Genomic DNA, 25,922 nt, shown 5'->3' on the forward strand with positions numbered 1-25,922 from the left:
ACAACAAGCAATGGCAAGCTTTTTGAGCTTTTGAAAAATTTAATAAAAAAGAACTAATAATTAGTAAGTCTAAGCAAAATTAAATACTCAGTAAAATAACTTAAGTGTTCTCTAAAAATCAATGCTGTACTGCTCAGTTAATATTTTGATTCCACCTATCCCCTGAAAAACTCGTTTCCAGGTAGAGATTTTTAAGGAAGTGTGATGTTTTCACTTGACAAAGGTAAAAAATTACGCAATAGTAAGAAATTGTCGATAAAGACAATTGTCAGCGGAACTGGCGGAATGGCAGACGCGCTAGATTCAGGTTCTAGTGCCGCAAGGCTTCCGGGTTCAAGTCCCGGGTTCCGCATATTAATTTTGGATTTTAGATTGCCGATAGCGCAGCGTGAAGCCTGCGGCATAGGAACTCTTAGAGAGGCTGCGCCAACGCTTAGAGCGAGTCCGCGTACCCCTTCCGTACGGGACGCTCTTGCGTTCGGGGATCTTGCTAGCAAGAGCGTCTCGTAGAGAGCGTCTTTTAGATTAATCCAAAATCCAAAATCCAAAATCTAAAATCGTGTTGACCAGTTTACAAAATTCCCTAGTTAAGCAAATTCGCAAACTCCACTCCACTAAGGAGCGGCACAAGCAACAGTTATTTTTATTAGAAGGGACGCACCTGTTAGAGGAAGCTTGTGCGGTTAATTACCCGCTAGAAACAGTGTGTTGTACTTCAGGTTGGCAAGCAGCCCACTCCTTACTGTGGTCAGAAGCTTGTAGTAAAAGCGATCGCACCGAAATTGTGAGCGAGGAAGTATTAAATGCGATCGCTACTACAGTCCAACCGGATGGTGTGGTGGCAACGGCAAAACGAAGCGTTGGCCAAACTCAACTACCATTGACTGGTTTAATCCTAGCTTTAGAAACAGTGCAAGATCCGGGGAATCTGGGTACGATGATCCGCACCGCTGCTGCCGCTGGAGCATCTGGGTTGTGGATAAGTGGAGATAGTGTAGATTTAGATAGCCCCAAAGTTCTCCGTGCTTCAGCAGGGCAATGGTTTCGCCTAGCAACGGCGGTAACCGAAAATTTAAAAGCTACAGTTCAACAAAGTCAGCAGGCAGGAATGCAGGTAGTGGCAACCTCACCCAGTGCGACTTTAACTTATTGGGAGGTGGACTGGCGAAAGCCCAGTCTAATTTTACTGGGAAATGAAGGTGCTGGATTGTCAGCAGATTTGGCAGCGATCGCAGACAAGCAAGTAAGAATTCCTCTGAGTCCTGGGGTGGAATCTTTGAATGTGGCGATCGCAGCCGCTTTAATGTTGTACGAAGCTCGGCGGCAAATGATTTGTCAGTAATGAATTTTAACTTTTTACCCCTATTTCGTTTTTGTTATTTCTTCAAGATATTGTTCAATATCAGCAACTGCGTCCTCAAGAGCCGCTAAATCAATATTTATCAAATCTTGAGCTTCGACTTCACTGAGACTACTAGTATCCAGTTGCGGGAGTTGTGGGATTTCTTCTTCCTCAGTTGAACTTTCTTGTAAGATATCCTCCAACTGATCGAGGGATTCTTGAAACACTTGATCAGCGGCGCGGCGCTGTTGTGGCTGAATTGGCTCCATAATATTGACTTGAAAATCCTGATTTATTGACCTAATTTTGATTGCAGTTCCTACAGATTTAAATTTTGCACTTATAACATCATAATTGTATGCTGTATCAACTTTAGCAGTGGTTATCAAGAATATCGATACTTGGCTTTGGTGACTTTTGCCAAGCCGTCTGCAATTGTTGGGACTTGTATTTTTGTAAAGACTATGAAATATTTTTAACCAATTGTACGCTAATTCGACCGATAAACCGTAGTATATTCTCCTGTATGTGATAGCACTTTTTTTTGCGTGCCAACTAGGCAATTAGCGATACTGCGCGTCTACACAATATTTACAAGGAAAGTATTTTATGAGCAGCGTACAACTTTACTTTGCTAAAGCCTCCACCTTTTCCCAAAGAACCCGTGTGGTTTTACTGGAAAAAGGAATTGACTTTAGCGCCACTGAAATTGACTTACAAAATAAACCAGATGGCTACACCCAGATTTCGCGCTACGGCAAAGTCCCTGCCATCAAACATGGGGATATCGAAATTTATGAGTCTGCCATCATCAACGAATATCTCGATGAAGTCTTCCCAGAACCAGCTTTATTACCCCGCGATCCAGGTGCTAAAGCGCTCGCTCGGATCTGGATCGACTATGCCAACACTCGCTTTGTACCCGCCTTTAACAAACTCCTACGTGGTAAAGATGCTCAAGAACAGGGACAGGGACAAAGAGAGTTTTTGGAATCGCTGTTGTACATTGAGCAAGAAGGACTAGGTAAGCTCTCTGGTAATGGCCCTTACTGGTTAGGAGATCAGCTGAGTTTAGTCGATATTAGCTTTTATCCTTGGTTTGAACGCTTGCCCCTCCTGGAACACTTCCGCAATTTCACCTTACCAACAGAAACCCCTCGCTTGCAGAAATGGTGGAATACTGTGCGCGATCGCGAGTCAATTCGGGCTGTGGAAAATCCTGCAAGCTTCTATTTAGAACGATTTGCCAAGATTCTTGGTGCGCCTACTGCCGTTGCTTCTGCTCAAAAGTAAGACAAGAAATAGGGAATAGGCTAGTACCGCAAGGCGGAAGTCAAAAATCAAAAGGAGCCAGTGCGTTGGGCGGCTCTCTCTGCCGACTTGTTCGCGCAGCGTCTCCGACAGGAGAAGCAACTGGCGTTCAAAAGTCAAAAGTATTATGGAATAAGCTCTTTAGGGATTTCAAATAGTCGCTACTCATCAAGTGTTTTGACTCAGCAGAGAAAGGTTTGGCGCGGTTCACCGCCCACACTGCATTTGATGACCCAACAAGCCAACCGGATGCCCCGCCACGTAAGAGTATTGAGTTGCGAACATTGGTTTTCTATGCCGCATAAGAAATAGGCAGGGGAGCAGGGGGGCCAAGGAGTGGAGTTCAAAGACTCATTCACGAGTATCAAAGACTGATTAACGGAGTTCAAAGACTCATTTACGAGTATCAAAGACTCGTCGGCGAGTATCAAAGACTCGTCGGCGAGTATTAAAGACTCGTCGGCGAGTATTAAAGACTCGTCGGCGAGTATTAAAGACTCATTCACGAGTATTAAAGACTCGTCGGCGAGTATTAAAGACTCATTCACGAGTATCAAAGACTCGTCGGCGAGTATTAAAGACTCATTCACGAGTATCAAAGACTCGTCAGCGAGTATTAAAGACTCATTCACGAGTATCAAAGACTCGTTTCCTATTCCCTATTCCCCATGCCCAATACTTCTCTACGAGAGGCTGCGCCAACGGCTTACCTCGGCTTTGCTCGGCACAAGTCGCTCAGTACAAGTGCCCAATGCCCCCTTTACTGCAATTCAAATCTTGCTTGAAAGAAGCGGAGATACTTTGGCTCGTAAATCATTTTGAGTCCACGTAGGCGATCGCGATTATAATAAACTTCTTCAACTGCCTCAGCAGTAAGATCCATAGATTACTATCAGGTTGCGTGCTTCTTCGTAAAGGTTATAGTCATTCAGAGCTAGCCAACCACCAATGTTAACTAGTGCATCCTTTTTGCCACTCATGGTGCAACCGTCGGTATAGGAACAAAATTCATGTAAGATAGTTGCGATCGCCTGGTTGGAATAATCCTCTTCTCTCTGCTGGATAAAGTAAGCGTTTTCCACAGCGCAGGTGGCATCAAGAATAATGCGGATACCGTAGGTTTCGGCTAACTGATATACCGCCCGCAGGTTAGCCATTGAAATCGGCTGTCTGCCAGCAATATTCACAGTTCCGGCGACGCTGATATAGGGAATACGTTCTGCCCCAACTGGCTCGATTAAGTCTGTAAGCTTTTGTAAATCTACATTGCCCTTGAATGGATGCAATGATTGGGCATCGTGGGCTTCATCAATAATCACATCTACAAAGGTACCGCCTGCTAACTCCTGATGCAGCCTGGTTGTAGTGAAATACATATTGCCAGGTATCTAGTCACCTGGTTTAATTAGTATTTGAGAAAGGATGTTTTCTGCACCACGCCCTTGGTAAGTCGGCACAATATGGCGATAGCCGTAATACTTCTAGATGCTTGCTTCTAAATTGTAGAAATTTTTGCTGCCGGCGTAAGCTTCATCACCCAGCATCATCCCTGCCCACTGGTAATCACTCATGGCTGAGGTGCCGCTATCAGTCAGCAAATCAATGTAAACATCTTCAGAACGTAACAGAAAAGTATTGTAACCCACTTGAGCGTAGGCGTAACCCGTCGTAGACATCGCCTGTTCGCATTCAGCATGAGTAGTGATTTTTAATGGCTCAACCACCTTGATTTTATATGGCTCTGCCCAAGAGCGACGGCGGCGCAGGGAAGTTTGCTTAGTGTCAGTCATAGATTGATTCTCCTTCATGCAGGTTGGCCAAATATTTGCATACCATTTTGGTTGCTAATACTTGCTGTTGCCAAGACTGTCATAACTAGTTTTAGCACTCTTGAGGGGCACACCACTGAGCTATTGGTTCAATTCGTGCTTGCTGCATCAATTCCAAAACTTGCGATTGATTACAACCATAGGTAGATGCTAATAATTCCTCGCCTTGTTTTTTTGCCTCGTCGGCAGATATACCAAAGGTGATGAATTCTTCGTCTTGGTTAGCTGTAATTATCTCAACTGGAATAATACAGATATATTGCGGTTCATTATGTCTTATTTGTTGCACCATTATTTACTTACCAATCTCACTGTTAATTGTGTCTATCTTCAAGTTTAGAGAAATCGCAAGTGAAAGTGAAACAGACTCACTATTTACGTAGTTTGGGATTTGAAAAACACTAACTTTTATCCGTGGTTAACACAACATTAAGAATTCTCTCAAAATCACTAAATTTGGGAGTGTAAACACTTACGTATGGGAAAATCAAGTTAAGCATCAACAAATGTCTTTTTGTAAATCTTTGTTTTTTAGATCAGTAATGCGTTGAGACATATGCATTGGCGTATGCGTAGCCCGTCGGAGACATCGCTGCATGGATTTATTTAAATCTCTGTTGGTTAATCTCTGGGAATCAGCAAATCAAGGCTGATACCCCCAAAGATGAACTTTTTTTTACTCAATGCAGGCTTAATGCATTGAGTCAGTACAAGTTTCATACAAATTGGAGGTTATAAAATGGCAATTCGGAATAATTTAGTCGCCAATTTCTGGCAAAAAGTACAAAAAGATTCAGTTAGTTGGGGATCGTTAGCCCTTTGGATCAGTGCATTAGTTGTTCTATTAGTAATGCTTACAACGTTTTCTAACGCTTAATTTCAGCAAGGTTATTCTAGTTCCTGGGCAGCAGCCTGGGAACTAAGATAGGGTAGACTTTCATCCCTAGAAAACTCAAATTATGAACTGCAAAATTCTGGCAACAGTTGTAGTGCTAGCTACTACTAGCTTTGTTACTCCTGTTAAATCTCAAGAACCTACTACCGACACTTCAGCAAAATCGAATCAAGTTTTGAATGCTTGTGTCCAAAATCAAGCAGAAACTTTACCAAATCCCTTTAGTGATGTGCCAGCAAACCATTGGGCTTTTAAAGCAGTTATGACTATGCACTACTGCGGTGCATTTCGCAAGGCAACACCACCAGCTTTATTTCAAAAACTGCAACCAACGAATAACCAACAGCAACCGCAGAAAGAACCAGAGTTTCAAAAATAGAGCGTTGCTAATTAAAGATATGAAAATCTCACGCAGATAGAAGTTTGAGTAGCAAAAGCCACCACTCGAAATTTCGGTGGACGTTGAGAGGAAAAGAGGCAAAGAAAAGCGCCTTCATCGTGTGGTCTAAATAAATAAATAAAAGTTACTGTAAATAGCTCAAAGTAGAGTTTATCTCGGCAATTCTGCTAAAGAGCTTGAAATTTCGAGTTGTGAAGCTGAAGTTCCGATATAGTAACTGGAAAATTGGCAGATAACTATATTTAGTAAACGGAAAACTTTTGCGAAGGCTCTGGAAAACAGACTTTTGTCTAATTCACTGTATTTTTAAATATATTTTTCTAGATTTTTCTGAATAATTTTATGATCAGCAAACCTAATTAATAAACTTCAAAAGCAATGCAAAATCTTGTGACATGCCCTGGTGCGGTGGAAAGAGGAAATTGCCGCATACCCGCTTGCCACGGCAAAAATAACAAAAGTGTTTTCGCCAAATCCGGAATGCCACAAATTAATGTTGTAGCCGTATACAGCTAAACTCAGTAAACCAAAAAGTTTTCTTCCAAGAGCGATGTCTACGGTGGGCTACGCCTACATTAGGATATTTTGCATTCTGTGATGCTTTTACTTGAGCAAATCTTTAACCAGGAAAATTCTTAGGCAAAAAGGTTTTAGAAAAGTTATGGCAAATCTTCTGTTCTAATAAAGACAAAATGAAACAACGACAAATATTGACGCAAGCAAAAGAGCAGGCACAGGTGTTGTCAGAGGCGAACCACAAAGCGAATCGGCAAATTCAGTTGGGGGCAATTGCGCTGAGGGTAATGCTGATGGGCGCGATCGCAGCCGGATTTTCGGCTTGGCAAAGTCCGAAAACAGTGATTGCTGCCAATAGCGATCAAGATGATTAGCGACGGCTGAATTATGCCGTTATGCGCCTTTGAGTTATCTGAAAGGAGAGTTTTAATATGTTTGTGAGAAATTTTATCGCTATTTGCACCTTGAGTTGTGCCTTTCCCAATCTCGCTTTTGCAACTTCCATTGACAGCATTTATACTGATCTTTCATCTAATCGTTGCAAAACCATCGAAGTTGACCAGGAGACCAGCTTTTCTGTGCGGAAATGTGCAGCAGTGGCGGGTTATAGCCTGCTGGTTCAAGATGCAGATGCTCGAGAGTCCGTGACCGTGCTGACAGCAGATGGGCAAAAGCATTCGCTCAAATATCCGCAGGTCATCACGACAGCTTTCTCTACCTTGGAGAAGAAAGCAGAATGGCGAGTAGAGAGGAGGGAAGGAAAGGTGCTGCCTATCGCCTTGATCGTGCGGGTGTATGCCAATGAGAATCCCAATTCACCAAATGAAAGAACGTCTTATCTGGCGGTAGCGAAGATCACACCAGAGAAAATCTGTGTAACGAAGAGGGTGAAAGGTGGAGTAAAAGCGAATGAAGAAGCGCGGCGAGCAGCGGATGCCTCAGCAGAGAAACCTTGCCTTGAGTAATATCAAGTCCGGCTAAAGACTTATCATTTAGACCGCAGTCTGACTCCTAAATTCTTCTTCAACTTGTTCACATTCCCCGCAACACTTGCCGAATGATATCCGATGGCACCTCATCGGTAACTGTCACTACACCAATTTCCGTTGGTAAAACAAACCGCACTTTCCCCGCTTTGACTTTTTTATCTAACTGCAACGCGTCAATAATTTCTTCAATATCTACCCCAGATGGTAACTGAGTCGGTAAACCCGTTTTTTGAATTAAAGCGTTTTGACGTTCTGTGTCTTCCTTTTGCCACAGTCCCAAATCCACAGCAATTTGTCCAGCTGCTACCATGCCAATGGCCACCGCTTCACCGTGATTCACTAGCCGATAACCAGTCAAGCTTTCCACTGCATGACCGATGGTATGTCCATAGTTGAGAATCGCCCGTAATCCGCCTTCTTTTTCATCTTTGCTAACAACGTCGGCTTTAGCTTGACAAGAGCGCGTTAATATGTTGTATAGCAGATCAGGTTTTAGATAGCGGAGTTGGTCGAGGCGTTTACTTGCTTCCAACTGGGCAAACAATTCGGCGTCCCAAATCACACCGTACTTAATAACTTCTGCCATCCCTGCGCGAAACTCGCGCATAGGAAGAGTTTTCAACACATCTGGGTCAATTAATACTAGACGTGGTTGATGGAATGCCCCAATCAAGTTTTTACCGTGGGGATGATTCACTCCAGTTTTGCCACCAATTGCCGAATCCACCATCGCCAAGAGAGTGGTAGGCACTTGGACAACATTGATGCCGCGCAGCCAAGTTGCGGCGGCAAAGCCAGTCATATCGCCAATCACACCTCCTCCCAAAGCCACCATAGTAGAAGAACGTTCTAGGCGGTTTTCCAAGGCGATATCGTAGAGTTTTTGGATGGAATTGAGGGTTTTGTAGCGTTCACCAGGTGGTAAGGTGCAGCTAGCAACTTCAAATCCAGCAGATGTAAGGGATGCGATCGCTCTTTCCCCAAAATGCTTAAAAATCGTCGGATTAGAAACTAGCAATACCTTCTTGCCTAGCTTGAGACTAGCCATCTGTTGACCCAGTTGATCTAAACTCGAAGGTGCGTTAGCAGAGCTTACCGCAGGTATCGCAATCTCATAAGACTGCTCTGGTAAATTTACATTAATTACAGAAGTCATTGCCTAACCCCAAACAAGCGCCAGTGGGCTGTATTCTATCGCAATCTGGGGAGTGGGGAGTAAGAATTTTAGATTTTAGATTTTGGATTTTAGATTGAAATTTAATCTAAAATCATCAATTCCATTATCCAAAATGGAATTGCCCAATGCCCAATACCCAACAACTAATGATTCAATAGATTTAGGAAGTATTGTGGAGAAAAATAAATGTTTGCAATTGCAGCTTACATCGGCTTTTTAGCTTTATTCTTTGGTTTGGCTGTCGCTCTGTTCTTCGGTCTGCGGACTGCCAAAATAATTTAACTAAGACTCTTGTGGGGCAGGCAAGATGCCTGCCCTCAGTTTAATAAGGACGGGCGAGATGCCCATCCCACAAAAAAATATTTATCCCACAACAGCCGGACTTGCAACCTTCTCCTGTCTTTGGGAAGGCGGACGCATTCCCAAACCAAGTAAATTCAGCATTTCTCGGTCAGTATCGTAATCTGGACAGGGAGTTGTCACCGTCAACATCTTGTTGTCGTCGCTGGAAAAGATAGAATTGGCTCCCGCCATAAAACAGAAAGCTTGTTCAACTTGAGAAAGTCTAGCCCTACCGGCACTAAGACGCACATCGGAAGCCGGCATTAAAATCCTGGCTGTGGCAATCATCCGCACAATATCCCAAATGGGAACATCAGGCTGATTTTCTAAGGGTGTGCCTGGTACTTGTGAAAGAATATTAATTGGCACTGACTCTGGATGGGGATGTAAGTTTGCCAAAGTTTGTAACATCCCAACCCGGTCATCAACAGTTTCGCCCAAACCAAGGATACCACCGGAACATACAGTAACATTTGTCTGACGGACATTCTCAATTGTGTTCAAGCGATCGCTATATGTCCTCGTGGTAATAATTGTGCTGTAATATTCTTGCGAGGTATCTAAATTATGGTTGTAGGCGTAAAGTCCGGCTTCTGACAATTTCCTAGCCTGATTTGCTGTCAACATACCTAGCGTGCAGCACACTTCTAAACCCATTGCGGTTACATCCTTGACCATTTCCAGGACTTCCTCAAATTGGGAGTTATCCCGGACTTCGCGCCAAGCAGCACCCATGCAGATGCGACTAACACCAGTTTCTTTAGCTTTTTGAGCAATGCTAACTACCGTTTCCTTTTCTAGGAGTGCTTGCGCCTTTACCTCTGTTTTATAGCGGGAAGATTGGGCACAGTAGCTGCAATCTTCTGGACAACCTCCGGTTTTAATCGATATGAGCTTACAAACTTGTATTTTTGTTGGGTCATGATATTGGCGATGTACGCTAGCAGCTTGATAAATAAGCTCTAGCAATGGCGTGTTGTATATCGCCCGAATCTCTAATTCCTGCCAATCGTAGCGTATTCCCACCACATCACTATCCTTCTTGTAGACTGGGTTAAATCTTGAGCTGTCTTTTGGTAGAATCTCCTGCGGTACCGCCTTTGGGCAAAGCGATTTTCTTGAAGTTATGCCATGCACTGCGCTTTATTACCCATTGGCTCTCAATCCTTCCGCTCTAGATATTAGACATCAGCTTATCAAGATTTTGGTTGAATGACAGATTCACAGCAAAAATACTCACCTGCAAGTAAAGCAAAAGGATGGCGTTTTTGGCAAAAGACCTATGCCTACACCACTGATTATCCAAATTGGTACATAATAATACAGCTAATCTCACTGTTGCTAAACCGCAGGTATGAGAGAATTTACAAAATTAGCGAGAAGATTTTGGAAAGAGATCCCGTCGATTAAGTAGTTTATGATATCAGAACTGCCATTAATTACAAGCGATCGCCTGTTCTTACGAGCGGCTATCCATGAAGATATACCCCTAATTCTCAAATACTTTATTCATAATAAAACTTATCTGACTCCATTCTACCCTCTTTGGGCTGATGGTTTTTTCACGGAAGAATATTGGCAATATCAGATAGAGAATAGTTTTCTGGAATTTATTAATGGTCAATCATTAAAGCTATTTATTTTTACCAAAAAAAATCCCAATGTAATTATTGGAACTATCAATTTTAGTAATTTTGTCCGAGGAGCCGCTCATTTTTGCTATGTGGGATATAGCCTTGCTGAAAGTAAACAAGGTAAAGGATACATGACAGAAGGACTAAAAGCCGCAACTCAATATCTATTTCAAGAGTTAAATTTTCACAGAGTCATGGCTAATTATATGCCTCACAATCGGCGCAGTGGCAATGTACTTAAAAGACTAGGCTTTGTCATTGAAGGATATGCTAGAGACTATTTGTTAATTAATGGGCAATGGGAAGATCATATTCTCACAAGTCTGACAAATCCTAACTGGCAAACACCTAAATTTTAATTGGCTATTTTTATTAGAAAATAAGTAGCTAGTACCGCAAGGCGGAAGTCAAAAGTCAAAAGTCAAAAGTCAAAAGTATATGGAATAAGCTCTTTAGGACTTTTTAATGGTCTGCTTATTTACGCCGTGCTGTACTAGGTGTAAATTAATTAAAGTTTCTAGTGAGTTAGCGCGGTCTTCGCCTTAGCGATTGAATTTTACTAACCGACATCCTTGTAATTTTGATTATTTAGGCTGTTTTAAGTAGCTCAACTTACTGAAAGATAAAACACTAGGAGATAAATCCCCAACTTATCAGATAAATTGGGGATCTGGGTATTATGTTTATTTATACACAGCTAATTAACAAATTCGAGACATCAGTTGGCAATATTTATAAATTCATCGTAAATCCATAATAAATACACAATAACTCCACAAGCAAATGCAATAGTAATGTTTGTTCACTCTGCGGCTCAATTACCAAGGTTCATTTTAGCCGATGTGTACAATTTTATTAAATGATTGAGGAGTTTTTCAAAATGTCCATTAATTCTATAAAGCGCTTATCTGTCTTTTCTACTATCTTCGCCTTTGCTACAATCTTACATGCAGTTGTCTTGGCAGCACCAACTCCAAGTCCCGTCACTACACCAGCCTCAACAACTCAGACTAGTCCTGCATCACACCAAAAAATCAAACTCACAAATCAACAACGCCTACAAATCCAAGTGGCTCGCCAGCAAAGAGATAAGGATATTGAGGCTCTATTAAACCCGTCCCAAGCTGCTAAATTTAAGACAGCACTGCAATCCCGTCAGAGAGTCAGAACAGTGTTAACATCTTTGAATCTGAATCAAGACCAACAGAAAAAGGTTCAATCAATTTTGCAAACTTATAACCAGCAAGTGAAACAAATTTTATCTTCACAGGCATCACAACCAACATTAAATCCAACAGCAGCTACTCCACCAACATCACAACCAATTACGAAATAAAAATTAGTTTTATTTAATTAAGGTTAAGTTTCGGAAGACTGGCGGATTTGATCCAAACTTCGGTTGAGCCAGTCTTCATACCAATCAGAAAAACTCAAAGGCTTATCTTCATCGCTATTTGGATGATTTTCATCAGGGTCAACGTTATGGAAAGCATGACAAAAACTCAAAGAAGCAGCATATATTCCATTATCATTAGTCCGGTCATCTATCCAGATTTTTCCTGACTGCTCCCCGGTAATGACTAACATCCCATAAATTCCACAACCATAATTTGTAATGGGAAGAGTGCCCTGGATGAATTTATCATCGAAGTAGGCATCATTGTTGGTAATCAAACCTGTATTATTCTTGACAATTATATCTAAATCATTCCATGCTTCTGTAAAAGGAAATGGTTTAGAGAGAATTTCGTAGTTCTGGTGGTATAGTTTTTCTGGGATGACATCTTCATATTCAATTCCCGACAGTCCAGATAAGCCGTATCCTGGCCCCGCACCACCATTACCAACTTCTAAGAGAAAATTTCGATATTCACTTGGTAGTGTAATATTGTATCTGGATTCAAACACTTGAATATCTTTATTATTTAAGCAAGGTTTAAATTGATATTGGTGTGATTCTGAGCCAAAAACCTCACATGTAGCGTCTAAAATAGCTAATTGAGTCAATTTTTTCTTTAATTGTAAAACTTTATCCATTATGCGCTCCAGATTTTGATGGTGGCGCTGCCATATTTTAGATATGGGTCGCTTTTTGCGTCTATGCTGATGTTTGAAGCCAGAGGTAGTATTAAGGGAAGAATGAATTAAGCTTTGCTCGTAATGACTCTGGCTGAAACTCCAAACTACAAGAATTCTAGCAATCCTTTTCTCACCCTCAACTACGAAAGCGCCTTGGAATCTCTAGGCGATGACTACTATGATGAGGTTGCAGCAGCGGAATTTCCACAACACCTCCTGCGTTGGCGTAACGATGCACTACTGCCCCGTTTAGGTTTAGACCCCCAAGTAGTCAAAGACGAAGATTTCATCACAGCCTTTGGCAAATTTCAGGGGCGTAAACCCTTGTTGGCACTGCGTTACCACGGCTATCAATTTGGTGAATATAACGGACAGTTGGGTGATGGTAGAGGCTTTCTCTACGGGCAAGTACGCGCCAACGATGGGGAATTGTACGATTTTGGCACGAAAGGTTCTGGGAGAACGCCCTACTCCCGTGGTGGCGATGGTATGCTCACGCTCAAAGGTGGGATGCGGGAAGTTCTGGCTGCGGAAGCACTGCACTACTTGGGTGTACGTACCTCGCGCTGTCTGAGCATGATTGAAACAGGTTTACCACTCTGGCGGGGCGATGAACCTTCGCCTACCCGTTCAGCTGTGATGGTCAGAATGAGCAGTTCTCATATTCGGTTTGGCACTTTTGAGCGACTGCACTATTTCCAGCGTCCAGATTTAACTAAGAAGCTGTTAGACCACGTAATTGAGCAGTATTATCCACACTTAAGTGCTGAACAAGATAAATATGCCTTGTTTTACGCCGAATTAGTGAAACGAGTTGCAGAATTAGCAGCGCAGTGGATGGCTGCTGGCTTTTGTCATGGAGTCCTGAATACTGACAATATGTCAATTACCGGAGAAAGTTTTGATTATGGCCCTTACGCGTTTATCCCTAGTTATAATCCCTACTTTATAGCTGCATATTTTGACTATTCTGGACGCTACTGTTACGGTAATCAACCAAGTATTTGCCAGCTGAATCTACAAATGCTCCAAGAACCTTTAAAGGCGATTATTGATAAAGGTGAAATGGAAGCTGGATTAGTCAGGTTTGGTGAATATTATGAAGCTGAATACGTTTCTTTGATGTTGAAAAAGTTGGGTTTTGAGGATTTGCTACATCCAGAAGCTGAGGAACTCTTGAATCTAACGATTGAATTCTTGAAAGAGAGCCAAGTTGGTTATCACCAATTCTTTTATGAGATGGCTCGTACTTTTTCATCTAAATGGCGAGATGAACCAGGTTTTGTGATGAACAGTTCAGATATTGTACCAGTACCGGGTGCGTCAGGAATTTTTGATGATTGGTGCATACTGTATCATCAAATTTTGAATGATTTGGAGTACGATCGCATCGATGTAATTGCCCAAACTCTAACAGTTCATAATCCGCAAACGGCATTATTAAGACCTGTGATTGAATCTATTTGGGAAGCAATTGCTCAGGAAGATAATTGGCAACCTTTTTATGAGTTAATCAAGACAATTCAGTCTAGGAGATAGTCAAAGTCAAATAGTCGTGCTTAGAGACATCCCGCTCGGAACTGAAGTTCCAGGCTAATAGCCTAAGTCCACTCAAGTGGACTAAAATCATCTACTTAGTCCGCTTTAGAGGACTTTAACTATTAGCCTTGGAATTCTATTCCGAGGCGGGATAGCAACTAAGCGGGGATTGTCAGATGTGGGTAATAAGCTAATGAGCATTTAATCTGCCTAACTAAACTGCTGGGCATAAGACCGCGCATAGCGACGCTCTAAAGCTAATAATTCTTCATGGGTTCCTGATTCGACAATTTGTCCCTGTTCAAGAACTAAAATGCGATCGCACCGTCTAACTGTTGATAAACGGTGAGCAATAATAAACACTGTGCGTTTTTGCATCAATCTTTCCAGCGCTTCCTGTACCAGTGCTTCTGACTCGGAATCTAATGCTGATGTCGCCTCATCAAGAATCAAGATTTGGGGATTGAGCAGAACAGCACGAGCGATCGCAATTCTTTGTCTTTGTCCACCGGATAAGTTTACCCCACGTTCACCCACCCAAGTCTGATAACCTTCTGGCAGTTTGCTAATAAACTGATCGGCATTAGCAATTTTCGCCGCCTCTGTAACTGCTTTCATTTTAAAAACGTCTTGTCCAAAAGCAATATTTTGGGCAATTGTTCCCGAAAACATAATGGTTTCTTGAGGAACAATCCCAATTTGTCGCCGCAGACTATGCAGCTTGACATCCCGAATATCAACACCGTCAATCAATATTTGCCCAGCTTCCGGGTCGTAAAAACGGGGGAGGAGGTTGACAAATGTGGTTTTACCAGCACCAGAAGCACCCACAAGAGCGATCGCTTCCCCTGGCGATACCAATAAACTGATATCTTTTAATACAGGTTCACCTGGTTTATAGGCAAAAGAAATATGACGATATTCTACTTTGCCTTTGACTGAGGGTAGAGCGATCGCATTGATCTTTTCGATCACCGTCGGCTGAATCGCCATCAATTCAAAAACGCGATCAACAGATGCTTCACCCTGCTTAAATTCGTTGTAGTTGTTAGTAGTGTGACCAATAGGATCAATTAACAGCGCCGCCGCCGCCAGATAACTGAAAAAATTCGCCACTGTCAAGTTATTTTGGGAAATTTGCCACGCTCCCACAATCAGTAACGATAACGCACTTAAGGCTTCCAGAAATCCCACGATCGGAATCTGAATCGCTTTCAGGCGTTCGGCTGAGTATTTTGCTTTGAGACTGCGTTCTGCTTCATGGCCAAAGCGGGCGATTTCGTAATTTTCGGCAGCAAAAGCCTGTACCAAACGAATACCGTTGAAAACTTCCGCGAGGATGGCTGATAAACCTGATACGCGATTTTGACTTTTTAAGGAATACTTGCGTAACCGTTCACCAAACCAGCCGACTAAAATACCCATCAGTGGCGCAACTAACACCGTCGCTAGTGTCAGTTGCCAATTCAGGTAAACCATGTAAATTGGAATTGCTAGCAACTGCAAAATACAAGGGATAAAGTCGTGAAATACTTTATTTACCACTTCGCCAACCCGGTCAACATCTTCTGTGAGGCGGTAAGATAAATCACCTGCTTTTGCCGTTTCAAAATAGCTGAGATTTAGCTTTTGAAGATGGGCGTAGACTTCCTGGCGGAGATGAAAAGCAACTCTCAAAGCAGCTTTCGCCATGTACATATCTTGTATAGACTGAAACAAGCCTCTGACAAGAAAGACTAAGGCACAGCTGCCAGTTATTTGAGCGATCGCTACTACATTACCTTGTGCAAAGGGAATTGCCAATTTACCGGCGAGATTGATTAACACTAATGTCGCCAGTACGTATCCCAAGATGCCAATAAATCCCTTGGTGATGGTTTGCCACTGGAGTCGGATATAAGGCAGAAGTTGCCAGTAATTAGAACGCGTTTTCAAGCTCGAAGGTCCACAACGATATCTTTCCTTTGTTTGACGCTATCAGCTTTTAGGGAGTTTCTGAATAGTTAAGTAATTAAACCTCATCTATGTTGAGAACCGTAGTTTTTGCCCTCACCCTAAATCCCTCTCCCAGTAGGGAGAGGGACTTCTTTCCGGCTCCCCTTCTCCCAAATTTGGGAGAAGGGGCTGGGGGATGAGGGTTTTTTCTTTTCATACGGAAAGAACTACAGTTTTCAAGGTGGACGCGGTTTAGTTCCAAAAAGTGGCGTTGTCGAATCAGAATATATTGATGATTCTTTGTTAGTCCCTAGAGGTGGACTGCATCTGCGTAGCTAGGAATGCTATTTGCGAAGGCTTGATGTCACTGGGGTTAAATATCTTTGATTGTGTTTCATCTTTTCAAGTGTTTGAGTATGAGCAGTGGTATCACGGGGTATAGACCAAAGTTTAATGGTTTCGTCACCACTGCCACTTACTAGGGTTTGCCCATTAGGACTAAAGGCAACAGACCATACAGACTTGGTATGTCCGGCGAAGTTAGCAAGGAGTTTGCCAGTAGTTAGATGCCAGAGCTTGATTGTTGTGTCATAACTACCACTAACTAAGGTCTGTCCATTAGGACTAAAGGCAACAGACCATACGGCTTGGGAATGTCCCGCTAGAGTGTGCAACAATTTGCCATCGCCCAGACGCCACAGTTTGATGGTTTTATCCCTACTGCCACTGGCAAGGGTTTGCCCATCAGGACTAAAGGCAACAGAATATACTTCTTGGGAATGCCCTGTGAAAGTCTGTATGAGTGTCGGAGTGCCAGTACTTAGCTGCCAAATTCTGATCGAGTTATCTCTACTGCCACTGGCTAGCTTCTGGCTATCGGGGCTAAAAGCAACAGACTTTACCCAGCCTACATCCGAGAGCGTAAAGAGTTCTTTGCCTGTGTCCAGATTCCAGAGCTTAATGGTATTATCAGCACTGCTACTAGCCAGCAATTTTCCATTGGCACTGATCGCAATTGCTTCTACATCGTCTCTATGCCCATCAAGGGTACGGATGAGAGTTCCTGTTTCCAGATTCCACAGTTTAATTCGATTATCCCAGCTGCCACTAGCGAGTATACGGTGATCATTGCTAATCGCCAAGGATACAACTGCATCAGCATGACCTTTAAAAGTGTGGAGTAATTTGCCAGTGTGCAGATTCCAAATCTTGATCGTGCCATTATAGCTACCACTAGCTAAAGTATTACCATCTGGACTGATAGCGATCGCATAAACCCACGCTGAATGTCCTTTCAGGGTTTGATAAGGTTGAATGATTGGCAAGGAGATAACGCCAGGTGTGACCATCTGGAACGCTAATAGTAAACGATAAGAGCTAAACCCAATCAAGGTTGCTGTAGATGTAATTGCCAGTACTACTGTAATTTTCTTAACAATTGGGTTTGACACTACAGAGCGACTCTCCATTTACACAATTTGAGCAACAAATAGTACAAGAAAACAGAAGCCAAAAGAAAAGAAAGCTTGTTTTAGCTTTTTTAACTAATTAGTTACTTCCGCCATGTTGTACTAGTGCTTTTTTCTGCTAAATCTGCTTTAGTTACTTTATTTGCATTTTTTTGTTGCTTACCCTGGTGTTCAATCCAAAGTCTGATGATAAATAAAACTGTGATTATGGTAGTAGCAACAAGGCTAATCGGTGTTAAATACGTCCAATGACCTGACATTTTATCCCAGATATGCCAAATCAAAAGAACCATAGCTATATAAGTGAGTTTATGTAATTGCTTCCAATTTTTTTTCAGTTTTTTTACACTCCAATTATTAGAAGTTATAGACAGAAGTGTAAAAATTATGAAAGTGCTTATACCCTGGATATATATCCAAAATGTCTTGATGTCCAAAAAATCAAAGTTTCTCTTTTGAACCATTAGGAAACCATGACCTAAAGCCAAAAAGAAAGCAATAATACCGATGATTCGGCGGTGTTTGAGCAGCCATTGGGGAATTCCAGTCTCTTTAGTTTGCGGAAAAACAATTTTTATAATTGTGGGAATTAATGTGAATATATAACTAGCTAATGATAAAAATCCCAAAATATTAGGTAGGGGTGATTCATCTATTGAAACCATGATTAATCTCTAAAAATAATATTGTTGGCTATAGTAGAAACTACAGGTATAGGCAGTGAAAAATAACCTCTGCTCATCCTAGTCAAAATAGCGGATAAGCTAGTACCGCAAGGCGAAAGTCAAAAGTCAAAAGGAGCCAGTGCGTTGGGCGGCTCTGCCGACTTGTTCGCGCAGCGTCTCCCCTTGGGAGAAGCAATTGGCGTTCAAAAGTCAAAAGTATTATGGAATAAGCTCTTTAGGGCTTTTCAATGGTCTGCTTATTTACGCCCTGCTGTACTAGGTATTTTAGGCCGATATACCAAGACAACTTTGCTAGGTAATTGAAGCCAAAATGCTTATTTAGGAAGTAATTAAAGTCTGCTATACTAAGTAAAATTTGATTTGCAGACTACTAGAGCCGCAAGGCAAAAGTCAAAAGTCAAAAGCCAAAAGTATTATGGAATAAGCTCTTTAGGGCTTTTCAATGGTCTGCTTATTTACGCCCTGCTGTACTAGTACAAGTTGGCAGAAGTTTGCATACCTTTAACAAGGGATTTGGCCCCTTACTTGGTTAATTGAGATGGTATCTGGATTTTTGCCGACTTGTACTAGATATTTATCAAAAGGTAAAGCAGTGCAGTCTTAAGGGTTTCTTCCATGAGCAACTGTTGTTAGCGCGGCGGTAGCGAGTAATCGTACCCCTATGGGGATCATTGCTAGCAAGAGCGTCTCCATTAGGAGAAGGCAGAAACGAAGAAGATTTTAGCCCGTTAGTTTTCTTTACATAGCTATCTTTTTTTGTACTTTTCTACTTACTTAAATCTATAAATTAACCCTTGATTACTTGTTTACACCGTAGCATGACTACTTGGAGGTTAATAGTACCCTAGAGGGTACTCTCTGAAACTGCGAATGCAGCATTAACAAAATAGTCCTGTCACTTCTCTACGAGACGTGTGCGTAGCTTGCTTAAGAGTGGGGTATGTAAACTCGCTTTATTAGAAGCTACCTTAACCTGTCATAATCCCTGTGGTGGAGTACTAGTTTAGACGGTGCGTTTTGTTTTGCTTTTGTTCATAAAAAAAGCCCCCTCCTCGCTTGCGAGGAGAGGGTTAGGGGTGCGGCTAGCCTAATATCCGCCTTCTTCTTCGTATTCTGGCTGTCTTTCTTTGACTTTCTTAGGAATATTCACGGGCTTCGGCGCATCTTCCCAAGCATCGCCCTCTACGTCGTCATAATCATCGTATTCGTCAACGTATGGCTTGCTGTAGGGCTGGGCTTCATACTTTAGCGGTTGCGGTTGTTGATACCTATCGTTGCCCGTTGCCTCACTCCAGTTATCTTCTTCCTCGTCTTCTTCGTATTGAATAGATTCATACTGCCGCGCCTTCATTACCTGACGCTGTGGCCTTTGCTCTTCCACATAGTCTTCTGTCCATTCCTCTTCCCGCGCTACGGGTTCAGGGGCACGAACTCTCTGCTTGGGTGGCTGCAATGGCACTCCACTGGGCAGTTGATTGGGTGCTGCAATTGTGCGTGGTGGAGTATAACCATATTCTTCATCTGCATCCCTCTCCCACGGCGCTTTGCCGATACCTAGGCGCTCTAGCAAACCAGTTGTCAACTGGATTACCCGTTCTTCAGCTCCCTCAAACACAATCAACCGATTGGGACCGGTGCTGACAATTTCATCGACTGAGAACTCGTAAGTACTCAAAAATTGGTCGGGAATTTGGGGCAATCCTAAAGAAGCAATGACTATGGAGTTAAGCTTCCCGGTTTCGGCGTTGAACTTAAAGCCCCGAACTTTCCCTAATACTTCACCTGTTTCTGTAATTACTTCCCAGTTAATCAGATTACTGAGAGATTCAACTTCGATATCTTCAATTACATCTTCGTTATCAACCAGGATGACATCACCAATCTGGTTGATGTTGTTGAGGTACATGTAACGCGGTATGCCCGAAATAGAGATCAGGCTGTCTCGCAAACCAAGAGCCACAACCTCTCGTTGATCAATATCAACCCAGACTTGACTGACGATGCCTAGCCGCTTGCCGTTGTCACGGGTAATCACCTGGGTATTTAATATGTCGGAACGCCTAATTATCTGTTCAGAGGTCATTCTATACCGAGTCCTGATCTCGAATCCGGTTTATCTATACACTATTATTAACAAAAACTCAAGCAGGTGTATTGGATGATTGTAACTTAATCCCCAAAACTTGAGTGTAAGCTCCTCGTGCTTGAGTAACGCCGATTGTGCGTTCGGCTGATTCTATCATCGGACGACGCAAACTCACAACTATAAATTGCGCTTGTTGTGATTGTTGCTTAATCATTCTAGCTAATCGTTCTACGTTTGCCCCATCTAAGAACATATCCACTTCGTCAAAGGCGTAAAATGGCGATGGGCGGTAGCGTTGAAGGGCAAAGATAAAGCTCAAGGCTGTGAGTGATTTTTCTCCCCCAGACATGGAAGCTAGGCGCTGTACTGGTTTGCCTTTGGGATGCGCGACTAAATTTAGTCCGCTGCTAAAGGGATCTTCGGGATTTTCCAGTTGCAGGAAGCCGTCGCCGTCTGAAAGGATGGCAAAAATCGATTGAAAATTTTCGTTGACAGCATCGAAAGCTTCTTTAAAAGCAAGTTGGCGTAATGTTGTAAAGTTTTCAATCCGCAAAAGTAATTCGGTGCGTTCCCCTTCTAAGGTTTGCAACCTTTGCGTCAGTTCCTGAAGGCGGTTTTGGGTGCGTTCGTACTCTTCCAACGCCAGCATATTTACGGGTTCCATCGCTTGCAAGCGTTTGGTAAGCGATCGCAATTCTTTCTGCAATTCTTCCAAATCTACCTGATCTGGAACTTCTGGCAATGGATTTGGTAATTCTGCTCCCACATCCCGCAACTGGCTTTGCAAAGCAATTAATTCCTCCCGCCGCTTCTCTTGGGTTTCTCTAAGTTTTTCTATTTCCCATTGCAATTGTTGTTGACGCAAAAGGTGCGATCGCACTTCCTGTTCTGTAGCGTCGCGTTTTTGTTTCTCTTCTCCCAAATTCTGTTCCATTTGACTCAACGATAGACGGGTTTGGGTGATTTGGTCGTCTATCGTTGTGATTTGTGTAGAGACGCGATAAATCGCGTCTCTACATGAGATTTGTTGGGTTTCGTATTCTGCGATGCGTGTCTCTGCTTCTTGGCTTTTCTCTTGCAATCGTTGTTGCTGATTTTCCAAATTTTTTAATCTTTGTTCAGTTTCGCGTAACGCTGCTTCCCGTTGTTGCAATTGTTGCTCTTGAATTTTAATCGTCGCCTGGATTTGCTGCCATTCACTGGGGGTTTGAGATGCTTCCAACTCTGCTAAAGCGTGTCGCAATTGTTGCAACTGATTTTCTTGTCCCGGTAATTCCCGCTCTAAAATTTCCAATCGGGATTGAGCAGTGGTTAACTTTTCGCTGTTTTGTGCAAGTTGCGATCGCGTCCCCTCTAATTGCGCTGTCAAACTTTTAATGTCTTTCTGCAACTGTTCCAATTGCAATTGCTGTTCGCGCCGCGCCTGACGTGCTTCTGTAAGTTCTGGTGCCAGTTTTTTTGTTCGGGTTGACAAAGTAGCGATCGCCTCAGTACAACGCTCTAAAACCCGCTCAATATCCAGCAAGCGACTTCTTAAAGCGATCACTTCATCAGATTCCGCCACTTCTGCATTGCCAAAACGTAGGGCTGAACGCTGGGTGTTACTACCACCAGTCATTGCACCGCTGGTTTCTAACAATTCCCCATCTAGGGTGACGATGCGATATAACCCTAAATTTTTCCGCGCCGCCTCAAGGTTGGCAAATACTACCGTATTACCGAAAACATAGCTAAATACATCTTTATAACGGCGATCGCAATCGACTAAGTTAACAGCATAATTAACGAAGCCACTGGCAAAACGCAGCGTTGCATCTTGAGTAAATTTGGCAGCGTGAATTTTATTCAGCGGTAAAAAAGTTGCCCTCCCTGCACGTTTTTGTTTGAGCAATTCAATACCTGCTGCGGCGATGCTGTCATCTTCCACCACAATATGTCCCAAGCGTCCACCGCCCGCCATTTCCAAAGCTAGCTGATGGCGGGGTTCCACCTTTCCTAACTGCACAACTAAGCCACAAAGTCCAGGCATTCCCGATTGTAAAATGACTTTACTAGCTTGGGTTCCTTGGACTTCTTGCTGTGCTTGCGTTTGCGCTTCTATTTTATCCAACTGGCGTTGTTTTTCTCGTTGTTCAAAAAGTAACCGCTTTTGGGTTTCCTGTTGGATTTGTAATTCTTGTTCTGTGGCTGAGAGATTTTGGGCTAAATTTTGGATGGGTTCACTAGAGGCGTTAAATTCTGTTTCAACTCGACTGCATTCAGCTTGTTTTTGGGCTAATTGGGGTTCGTCGCGTTCAATTAACTGGGTTTGTTCGCAAATTAGTTGCTGTAACTGATTATTGCGTTCAGTGAGTTGTGCTTTTTCGGTGCGTTGCGGTTCTAGAGTTTGCAGCAAAGTTTCAATTTGACGGTTGAATGCCGTTTGTTGCTGTACCCACGCTTCCGAAGCCGAGGCGATTTCTGCTGCGGCTTCGCGGGAGGTTTCTAAAGCTTGTTGCGCTTCATTCCTTTGTTGTTGTGAAGACGCGATAAATCGCGTCTCTACAATCTGTGTTTCGGCAATTTCTTCTAGGGAAAGACGGTGTTTTTGAATCTCTTGCTGAGTTTGAGCCAGACGTTTGGCAGTTTCCTGCGTTGCTGTTTCTAATTCCGTTAGCTGACGCTGGAGTTGTTTTCGTTCTGCTTCTTGGGTAGCGAGGGTAGATTGTATCGCCAAAAGTTCATCTTCTCCCAATGCTTTCACATGGGCATTGAGTTGTTCAAGTTGATCTGTTTTTTGAACGATTTCGGAATTTAGGTTGGTGAGTTGGGTAGTGAGTTCACCAGAATTGCGATCGCCTGTTTGAATTTCGTTAACTAATTTTTCTTGTTGTGCTTGTAGCGATCGCCATGATAAAACTGCTTCCCAGGATTGTTTAGCCAAAAATTCCGTACGGAGTTTTTGATATTTCTCAGCTTTAGCCCGATCTTGGGAAAGGCGATCGCGCTGTGCAGTTAATTCCGTCTCAATAATCCGACAACTATCTTCTTTTTCCTTCACCTCATCTAAAGTTGATTTGGCTTGGATAATTTTGCGATCGAACGCCGCCACCCCCGCCAATTCATCAATAATTTCCCGCCGTTCCCGCGCATTCATCGAGATAATGCTGGTGACATCTCCTTGCAGCACCACGTTATAGCCCTCGGGATAAACCCGCAGGTTACTTAGTTCCTCATGTAATTCCGTCAGGGTGCAAGATACACCATTGATATAGTAATTTGACGTATAAGACCCTTGGTGAGTAACCCGCAGCCTTCTAGTAACACTCCACTCTCCCAATTTTGGACTTTGGATTTCAGCTTTGCTCAGTCGAACGATTTTGGATTTTGGATTTTCTTCCTCTGCTTCCTCAACTTCCTCAACTTCCTCAACTGTCTCTAGGTCTTCCTCATTTTGCGCTTTTGTGGCTTTGAGTGAGATATCCTCCCCTGACAAATCAAACGTCACAGTGACGCTAGCTTCAATAGAAGCGCGTCCTTTAGACGTTTGGGTGTTATTTACCAAATCTGGGAGGCGATCGGCTCGCATTCCCTTAGAACTGGAGAGTCCCAGGCAAAATAGCAGGGCATCTAGAATATTAGATTTACCCGAACCATTTGGTCCAGATATGACAGTACACCCCGGTAGCAAAGGGACTGAGGTAGTGCCACCGAAGGATTTGAAGTTCGTAAGTTCCACGCGCTTGATGTGCACCATAGGCGCTGGTTCACTGGGCTAATGAAGAACAAGTGTATCAACTAATTAAAAATTCGCAAGAGGGTAGAGAGGAGAATTGGGGATCATTATAGACGCGTTGCAGTAAGCCAGCGCGGTCTTGAGGAGCCACCACTACGGCAACAGGGGGTTTCCACGCCACTTGCTTCACTTGGGGAGACCCCTACAGCCCTTCCCTAACGGGACGCCTTGCGGCGAACGGGCATCCTACGGCAGGCGCTAGCCTCTCCCTTTGGGAGAAGACCCTTCGGGTTCGGCAGTCCCCCAGACGCTCGAAGACTCGCTAACGCTGCGCTATCGACGGGAACCGCCTTCGCGGAGCGTCTCGTAGAGAAGACGGGGGCTGCCTCACCGCAGTGGCTCCCCATGAGCGACTGGCTTACCTGAAGGGCTTACCACAAGGCGATCGCATCTTTTATTTCAGGATATAATAACAAGTTTTAAAACACGCTCTAGGCGTTCTCACACAGTAACATGACCTGTTAAGGAACAGAGGGGAGCAAGGGAAAAAAGCAACTCAACCAAATGCCAAAGGATATTAAAAGCACCAAAGGAACTTATAATATAGTAATCTTTACAATTGTCAAAGCGTAGAAAGAAATCCCTCTTTACTACCTCAATCTGCTATCTGTGATTTGGCTCTTAACCTGAAAATATTTGTAGAACTTAGTAATGAAGAAATTAATTAAAGGTCTGCGCGAATTTCAATCTAGCTATTTTTCCACACATCAACAATTGTTTGAGGAACTTTCACATGCTCAAAAGCCTAGAGTCTTATTTATTACCTGTTCTGATTCGCGTCTTGATCCAAATCTAATTACACAAGCCCAAGTTGGTGAATTATTTGTCATTCGCAATGCAGGCAACATCATTCCACCATATGGGGCAACTAATGGCGGTGAAGGTGCGACAATTGAATATGCTGTTCAAGCTTTAGATATTCGCCAAATTATTATTTGTGGTCACTCTCATTGCGGCGCAATGAAAGGACTAATGAAGTTACACAACCTCAGCGATGAAATGCCGCTCGTACATGATTGGCTTAAATATGCAGAGGCAACTCGAAGGCTAGTTCTAGACCACTACAGTCACTACGACGCAGAAGAACTGCTAGAAATTATGATTGCCGAAAATGTTCTTACTCAAATTGAGAATTTGCGGACGTATCCAGTGATTCACTCTAAGCTCTATCAGGGAGAACTCAGCATTTATGCTTGGATTTATCACATTGAAACAGGAGAAGTTTACGCATACGATCCCCAGAAGCACGCTTATGTTTTGCCTCAAACTCAAGTTCCAGAATTAGAAATAGATGAGTCCCTCAGGGGTCAATTTCCAAATACCAATGTAGTAACGCATTCCACTCAAAATCAGCTGGATGATGTTCAATCTTATGAGAAACGGTCTGTTTCTCCCTTTGAGTGGTTTCCAATGAAACGCCTTTCTCCAGAGCAGCTGGAGCGAATTTATCGAGGTTCAAATAATGGAAGTTGAAAGATGAAAATATAGAATTCTAACTCCACATATTACAATTACCAAAACCGATTTGGCACGACTAGACTTAGACCGCTAGATAGATAAGCTGGGGGCATGCACTGGATGAAAAAACTTAGATTAATAAATTTTTGCTCCAATTACATCTTGGATATTTTCAGATATTTCCAAAAATAAATCATAGCTAAATTAAAGTCTATTCAAATGGACTGAAACCAATGTTCAGTCTTTTTTATAAGACTTTAACTATTAACCATAGGGTTATAAAGTTACTCAAGTGGTATAAACTACCTATTTCTTATACCATTTCTTTGTGAGGCTGCGCCAAATTTTCTTGGCTTCTTATTTCTTTCTTTGTGTCCTACCCTGCGGGAAGCCACTTCGTGTCTATGCGTCCTTTGCGGTTCGTTCCTCATTTCGTTTGGCGCATCTTCATACAGAATTG

The 25,922-nt window shown here is 42.8% G+C and carries 21 protein-coding genes, 1 tRNA gene and 2 pseudogenes; 12 read left to right on the top strand and 12 right to left on the bottom strand.

All coding sequences use genetic code 11. The annotated features are described in order from the left end of the window. The first annotated feature begins 271 nt into the window (after positions 1-271). Both Q0541_RS09535 and Q0541_RS09540 read left to right on the top strand, forming a co-directional pair. Positions 272-352: transfer RNA gene (locus tag Q0541_RS09535), tRNA-Leu, on the top strand. Positions 353-559: 207 nt separating this feature from the next. Then, a complete protein-coding gene (locus Q0541_RS09540) occupies positions 560-1,342 on the top strand; it encodes an RNA methyltransferase (RefSeq protein WP_298908769.1) in 783 nt (260 codons plus the stop codon). Between the two features lie 20 nt (positions 1,343-1,362). Here the strand turns inward: Q0541_RS09540 and Q0541_RS09545 are convergent, their stop codons facing one another. Further along, positions 1,363-1,611, bottom strand: a complete 249-nt coding sequence (locus Q0541_RS09545) for a hypothetical protein (RefSeq protein ID WP_298908772.1) — start codon at positions 1,609-1,611, stop codon at positions 1,363-1,365. Between the two features lie 340 nt (positions 1,612-1,951). On the opposite strand from Q0541_RS09545, the gene Q0541_RS09550 reads away from it, so the two are divergent. After that, positions 1,952-2,635, top strand: coding sequence for a glutathione S-transferase family protein (locus Q0541_RS09550; protein ID WP_298908774.1), 684 nt, complete (start codon positions 1,952-1,954; stop codon positions 2,633-2,635). Positions 2,636-2,811: 176 nt separating this feature from the next. Next, positions 2,812-2,958, top strand: a pseudogene (locus tag Q0541_RS09555) (methyltransferase); the annotation flags it as partial. A 455-nt stretch (positions 2,959-3,413) separates the two neighbouring features. Here the strand turns inward: Q0541_RS09555 and Q0541_RS09560 are convergent. The 3 genes and pseudogenes from Q0541_RS09560 to Q0541_RS09570 form a co-directional block, all read right to left on the bottom strand. Further along, entirely contained in the window at positions 3,414-3,536 is a 123-nt protein-coding gene (locus Q0541_RS09560) for a hypothetical protein (protein ID WP_298908776.1), read from the bottom strand. Beyond that, positions 3,520-4,461 (bottom strand): annotated as a pseudogene (locus Q0541_RS09565) (tryptophanase). Before Q0541_RS09565 ends, Q0541_RS09560 begins: the two are co-directional and overlap by 17 nt. Positions 4,462-4,534: 73 nt before the next feature. After that, positions 4,535-4,774, bottom strand: a complete 240-nt coding sequence (locus Q0541_RS09570; RefSeq protein WP_298908779.1) for a hypothetical protein — start codon at positions 4,772-4,774, stop codon at positions 4,535-4,537. A 667-nt stretch (positions 4,775-5,441) separates the two neighbouring features. Between Q0541_RS09570 and Q0541_RS09575 the strand changes: the two genes are divergently transcribed. The 3 genes from Q0541_RS09575 to Q0541_RS09585 all read left to right on the top strand — a co-directional run bounded on the left by Q0541_RS09575 (position 5,442) and on the right by Q0541_RS09585 (position 7,258). Further along, entirely contained in the window at positions 5,442-5,756 is a 315-nt protein-coding gene (locus Q0541_RS09575) for an S-layer protein (RefSeq protein ID WP_298908782.1), read from the top strand. A 713-nt stretch (positions 5,757-6,469) separates the two neighbouring features. Next, a complete protein-coding gene (locus Q0541_RS09580) occupies positions 6,470-6,667 on the top strand; it encodes a hypothetical protein (RefSeq protein WP_298908784.1) in 198 nt (65 codons plus the stop codon). 57 nt (positions 6,668-6,724) lie between these two features. Then, positions 6,725-7,258, top strand: coding sequence for a hypothetical protein (locus tag Q0541_RS09585; protein ID WP_298908786.1), 534 nt, complete (start codon positions 6,725-6,727; stop codon positions 7,256-7,258). 67 nt (positions 7,259-7,325) lie between these two features. Here Q0541_RS09585 and aroB read toward each other — a convergent pair whose 3' ends face one another. Continuing rightward, positions 7,326-8,438 carry a 3-dehydroquinate synthase gene (aroB, locus tag Q0541_RS09590; protein WP_298908789.1) on the bottom strand — a complete coding sequence of 371 codons (1,113 nt, stop codon included), beginning with the start codon at positions 8,436-8,438 and terminating at the stop codon, positions 7,326-7,328. 207 nt (positions 8,439-8,645) lie between these two features. On the opposite strand from aroB, the gene Q0541_RS09595 reads away from it, so the two are divergent. Further along, the gene (locus Q0541_RS09595) at positions 8,646-8,741 is read left to right on the top strand and encodes a cytochrome b6-f complex subunit PetL (RefSeq protein WP_298908792.1); all 96 of its coding nucleotides are present in this window, start codon (positions 8,646-8,648) and stop codon (positions 8,739-8,741) included. An 81-nt stretch (positions 8,742-8,822) separates the two neighbouring features. Here the strand turns inward: Q0541_RS09595 and bioB are convergent, their stop codons facing one another. Then, entirely contained in the window at positions 8,823-9,830 is a 1,008-nt protein-coding gene (gene bioB / locus Q0541_RS09600; RefSeq protein WP_273765712.1) for a biotin synthase BioB, read from the bottom strand. Positions 9,831-10,218: 388 nt separating this feature from the next. Here bioB and Q0541_RS09605 point away from each other — a divergent pair, with 388 nt between their 5' ends. After that, positions 10,219-10,794, top strand: coding sequence for a GNAT family N-acetyltransferase (locus tag Q0541_RS09605; RefSeq protein ID WP_298908799.1), 576 nt, complete (start codon positions 10,219-10,221; stop codon positions 10,792-10,794). Between the two features lie 521 nt (positions 10,795-11,315). Next, a complete protein-coding gene (locus Q0541_RS09610; protein ID WP_298908802.1) occupies positions 11,316-11,771 on the top strand; it encodes a hypothetical protein in 456 nt (151 codons plus the stop codon). A gap of 23 nt (positions 11,772-11,794) precedes the next feature. Here the strand turns inward: Q0541_RS09610 and Q0541_RS09615 are convergent, their stop codons facing one another. Then, positions 11,795-12,472 carry an SMI1/KNR4 family protein gene (locus Q0541_RS09615; protein ID WP_298908804.1) on the bottom strand — a complete coding sequence of 226 codons (678 nt, stop codon included), beginning with the start codon at positions 12,470-12,472 and terminating at the stop codon, positions 11,795-11,797. A gap of 123 nt (positions 12,473-12,595) precedes the next feature. Between Q0541_RS09615 and Q0541_RS09620 the strand changes: the two genes are divergently transcribed. After that, the gene (locus Q0541_RS09620) at positions 12,596-14,053 is read left to right on the top strand and encodes a YdiU family protein (protein ID WP_298908807.1); all 1,458 of its coding nucleotides are present in this window, start codon (positions 12,596-12,598) and stop codon (positions 14,051-14,053) included. A 210-nt stretch (positions 14,054-14,263) separates the two neighbouring features. Here Q0541_RS09620 and Q0541_RS09625 read toward each other — a convergent pair whose 3' ends face one another. The 5 genes from Q0541_RS09625 to smc all read right to left on the bottom strand — a co-directional run bounded on the left by Q0541_RS09625 (position 14,264) and on the right by smc (position 23,965). Continuing rightward, a complete protein-coding gene (locus tag Q0541_RS09625) occupies positions 14,264-15,988 on the bottom strand; it encodes an ABC transporter ATP-binding protein (RefSeq protein WP_298908809.1) in 1,725 nt (574 codons plus the stop codon). Between the two features lie 344 nt (positions 15,989-16,332). Continuing rightward, a complete protein-coding gene (locus tag Q0541_RS09630) occupies positions 16,333-17,439 on the bottom strand; it encodes a WD40 repeat domain-containing protein (RefSeq protein WP_298908812.1) in 1,107 nt (368 codons plus the stop codon). Positions 17,440-17,540: 101 nt separating this feature from the next. Next, positions 17,541-18,122, bottom strand: a complete 582-nt coding sequence (locus Q0541_RS09635; protein ID WP_298908815.1) for a ferric reductase-like transmembrane domain-containing protein — start codon at positions 18,120-18,122, stop codon at positions 17,541-17,543. 1,108 nt (positions 18,123-19,230) lie between these two features. After that, positions 19,231-20,226 (bottom strand): PRC-barrel domain-containing protein, encoded by a 996-nt coding sequence (locus tag Q0541_RS09640; protein WP_298908818.1) that lies wholly within the window; start codon positions 20,224-20,226, stop codon positions 19,231-19,233. A gap of 58 nt (positions 20,227-20,284) precedes the next feature. Then, positions 20,285-23,965, bottom strand: coding sequence for a chromosome segregation protein SMC (gene smc, locus Q0541_RS09645; RefSeq protein ID WP_298908822.1), 3,681 nt, complete (start codon positions 23,963-23,965; stop codon positions 20,285-20,287). Between the two features lie 690 nt (positions 23,966-24,655). Between smc and Q0541_RS09650 the strand changes: the two genes are divergently transcribed. Next, complete coding sequence (locus tag Q0541_RS09650; RefSeq protein WP_298908825.1) at positions 24,656-25,477, top strand: carbonic anhydrase; 822 nt, start codon at positions 24,656-24,658, stop codon at positions 25,475-25,477. Positions 25,478-25,922: the final 445 nt, after the last annotated feature.

Source organism: uncultured Nostoc sp., assembly GCF_937863485.1.
In the GTDB taxonomy this organism is placed as follows: Bacteria; Cyanobacteriota; Cyanobacteriia; order Cyanobacteriales; family Nostocaceae; genus Nostoc.

Bases quoted from the DNA above. Each gene is read 5' to 3' on its own strand.
- Q0541_RS09550 (WP_298908774.1), top strand. From the start codon at position 1,952: ATGAGCAGCGTACAACTTTACTTTGCTAAAGCCTCCACCTTTTCCCAA.
- Q0541_RS09580 (WP_298908784.1), top strand. From the start codon at position 6,470: ATGAAACAACGACAAATATTGACGCAAGCAAAAGAGCAGGCACAGGTG.
- Q0541_RS09585 (WP_298908786.1), top strand. From the start codon at position 6,725: ATGTTTGTGAGAAATTTTATCGCTATTTGCACCTTGAGTTGTGCCTTT.
- smc (WP_298908822.1), bottom strand. From the start codon at position 23,965: ATGGTGCACATCAAGCGCGTGGAACTTACGAACTTCAAATCCTTCGGT.
- Q0541_RS09575 (WP_298908782.1), top strand. From the start codon at position 5,442: ATGAACTGCAAAATTCTGGCAACAGTTGTAGTGCTAGCTACTACTAGC.
- Q0541_RS09635 (WP_298908815.1), bottom strand. From the start codon at position 18,122: ATGGTTTCAATAGATGAATCACCCCTACCTAATATTTTGGGATTTTTA.
- Q0541_RS09640 (WP_298908818.1), bottom strand. From the start codon at position 20,226: ATGACCTCTGAACAGATAATTAGGCGTTCCGACATATTAAATACCCAG.
- Q0541_RS09570 (WP_298908779.1), bottom strand. From the start codon at position 4,774: ATGGTGCAACAAATAAGACATAATGAACCGCAATATATCTGTATTATT.
- Q0541_RS09545 (WP_298908772.1), bottom strand. From the start codon at position 1,611: ATGGAGCCAATTCAGCCACAACAGCGCCGCGCCGCTGATCAAGTGTTT.
- Q0541_RS09605 (WP_298908799.1), top strand. From the start codon at position 10,219: ATGATATCAGAACTGCCATTAATTACAAGCGATCGCCTGTTCTTACGA.
- Q0541_RS09615 (WP_298908804.1), bottom strand. From the start codon at position 12,472: ATGGATAAAGTTTTACAATTAAAGAAAAAATTGACTCAATTAGCTATT.
- Q0541_RS09620 (WP_298908807.1), top strand. From the start codon at position 12,596: ATGACTCTGGCTGAAACTCCAAACTACAAGAATTCTAGCAATCCTTTT.
- Q0541_RS09560 (WP_298908776.1), bottom strand. From the start codon at position 3,536: ATGGATCTTACTGCTGAGGCAGTTGAAGAAGTTTATTATAATCGCGAT.
- Q0541_RS09595 (WP_298908792.1), top strand. From the start codon at position 8,646: ATGTTTGCAATTGCAGCTTACATCGGCTTTTTAGCTTTATTCTTTGGT.
- Q0541_RS09610 (WP_298908802.1), top strand. From the start codon at position 11,316: ATGTCCATTAATTCTATAAAGCGCTTATCTGTCTTTTCTACTATCTTC.
- Q0541_RS09650 (WP_298908825.1), top strand. From the start codon at position 24,656: ATGAAGAAATTAATTAAAGGTCTGCGCGAATTTCAATCTAGCTATTTT.
- aroB (WP_298908789.1), bottom strand. From the start codon at position 8,438: ATGACTTCTGTAATTAATGTAAATTTACCAGAGCAGTCTTATGAGATT.